At 72.8% G+C, this 2,640-nt stretch carries 1 protein-coding gene and 1 pseudogene; both read left to right on the top strand.

Annotated elements, in window-relative coordinates:
• On the top strand, positions 1 to 2,169 hold a 2,169-nt coding region (locus tag ASG00_RS16875; RefSeq protein WP_268771948.1), incomplete at its 5' end, for a Pls/PosA family non-ribosomal peptide synthetase.
• Positions 2,166 to 2,640 (top strand): annotated as a pseudogene (locus ASG00_RS16870) (M1 family peptidase); the annotation flags it as partial. The gene ASG00_RS16875 and the pseudogene ASG00_RS16870, both read left to right, overlap by 4 nt.

Raw genomic sequence — 2,640 nt, 5'->3', positions numbered from 1 at the left:
CATGACGACGAGGCGCCGACCACCTTCAGCTCGCCCCGCCCTACGCCGCGGGCGATGCAGTGGCTGCAGACGCTCGCCGGAGCGCCCCTGTTCATCCTCAGCGGGCTGCGCTGGCTGACGTGGCTGATCACGGCGGGCTGGCTGCTGCGGCTGGGGCCGGGGTTCACGTGGCTGCCGGACACCCCGGGGATCGTCGTGCTGCTCGCGCTCGTGCTCTTCGCGACGCCGTTCGGGCGCATGGCGATCGCTGCCGCCTTCGCCCGCGTGCTGCTGTGGCGGTTGCGGCCCGGCGACTACCCGCGCGGCGGCGCGGTGCATCTGCGCCTGTGGCTCGCGGAGCAGGTGCACGCGCAGATCGACCCGATCGGCATGGCGGGGGCGCCGTGGGTGAGCTACTACGCCCGCGCCCTCGGTGCGCGCATCGGCCGCGGCGTCGACCTGCACACGATGCCGCCGGTCACCGGCATGCTCGACATCGCCGAGGGTGCCGCTGTCGAACCCGAGGTCGACCTCTCGGGGTACTGGATCGACGGTGACACCGTGCGCATCGGCGGCATCCGCATCGGTGCGGGGGCGACGGTGGGGGCGCGGAGCACCCTCGCGCCCGGCACGAAGATCGGCCGTCGTGCCGAGATCGCGCCCGGCTCCGCGGTGTTCGGGCGCGTTCGCGCCGCGCAGCGGTGGGCGGGTTCGCCGGCTGCTCGTGTCGGTGCCGCCCACCCTGGAGCGACCGAGCGGCCCCCCGCTCCGACGCGCTGGCTGTGGGCCTACGCGGCGTCCTCGACCGTGCTCGGTCTGCTGCCGATCGCCGCGTTCGCGCTCGGCGGGCTGGTGCTCGCGCAGGGCGTGCGGGATGCGGCATCCGTCGCAGATGCCGTGCCAGGGGCGTTGGCCTGGCTGCTCCCCGCCGCGCTCGTGACAGGTCTCGCGTACGCCGCCGCAGTGGTGGTGCTCGTCCGACTGCTCGCGATCGGGCTGCGCGAGGGCGAGCACCCGGTACGCAGCCGCATCGCCTGGCAGGCGTGGACGACCGAGCGCCTGCTCGACTCCTCCCGCACGGTGCTGTTCCCGCTGTACTCGAGCCTGTTCACCCCCGTGTGGCTGCGACTGCTCGGCGCCCGGGTCGGGCACGACGTCGAGGCATCCACCGTGCTGCTGATCCCCTCGCTGACGACTGTCGACGACGGGGCGTTCCTCGCCGACGACACCATGGTCGCCACCTACGAGCTGAGTGCCGGGATGATGCGGCTCGCTCCGGTGCGCATCGGTAAGCGCGCCTTCCTCGGCAACTCCGGCCTCGCCGCCGCCGGGCACCGTGTGCCGAAGGACGGCCTGGTCGCCGTGCTCTCGGTCGCACCGCCCAAAGCCAAGCCCGGATCGTCCTGGCTCGGATCGCCGGCCGTGCGCCTGCGTCGCATCGTGAACGACGGCGACCTCGAGCGCACCTACCGGCCGCGGCCGGGACTGCGCGTGGCGCGCACGTTGTGGGAGCTGTGCCGCATCGTGCCGGTGTTCGTGACCTGCGGGCTCGGCCTCGGCGTGCTCCTCACCCTGGCGGCGATCTCCCAGGCCTGGGGCGGGGTCGCGGCAGTGCTGTTGTCGGGGGTCGTGCTGCTCGTCGCAGGCGCGGTCGCCGCGCTCATCACGACGGCGGCGAAATGGGCATTCGTCGGTCGCATCCACCCCGGGGAGCATCCGCTCTGGTCGAGCTTCATCTGGCGCACCGAGGTGGCGGACACCTTCACCGAGATGCTCGCGGCGCCCTGGTTCGCCAACAGCGCGGCCGGCACGCCGGCCCTCGCGATGTGGCTGCGCACCCTCGGCGCGAAGGTCGGCCGCGGCGTGTGGACCGACAGCTACTGGCTGCCCGAACCCGATCTCGTGACCCTCGGCGACGGGGCGACGGTGAACCGCGGATGTGTGGTTCAGACGCATCTGTTCCATGATCGAGTGATGAGCATCGACACCGTCACGATCGAACCCGGGGGCACGCTCGGCCCGCACAGCGTGATCCTGCCGGCCGCCACGATCGGCGCGGATGCGACCGTCGGTCCCGCCTCCCTCGTGATGCGCGGAGAGGCCGTGCCGGTCGGCTCACGGTGGAGCGGCAATCCGATCGGCCCCTGGCGGGCAGTCAAGGTGCGCGCCTACCAGAGCGAGCGGGTATGACGGTCGACCCGTACACCCCGCAGAGCGGCGACGCCGCGATCGCCGTCGAGCACTACGATCTGCGGCTCGATTACCGCGTCTCGACCAACCGCCTGCAGGGCACCGTCGTGCTCGACGGGCGAGCGCTCGCCGCCACCCGCACGGTGAGTCTCGACGTCGTCGGCCTGCGGGTCGGCAAGGTGCGGGTGGACGGTGACCGCAAGGCGACGTTCCGCCAGAGCGACCGCAAGCTGCGCATCACGCTGTCGGCAGAGCTCGCCGCGGGTGATGCGTTCCGCCTCGAGGTCGCGTACTCCGGCTCGCCGCACCCGCGTCGCACCCGGTGGGGGGCGCTCGGGTGGGAGGAGCTCACCGACGGCGCGATCGTCGCCTCACAGCCGACTGGCGCGCCGACGTGGTTCCCGTGCAACGACGTCGCCCGTGATCGCGCCACGTACGCCATCGAGGTGACGACGGAGGCCGACTACACGG

It is taken from the genome of Microbacterium sp. Leaf351, assembly GCF_001423825.1.
In the GTDB taxonomy this organism is placed as follows: Bacteria; Actinomycetota; Actinomycetes; order Actinomycetales; family Microbacteriaceae; genus Microbacterium; species Microbacterium ginsengisoli.
This window is presented reverse-complemented; position numbering and strand designations above follow the sequence as displayed.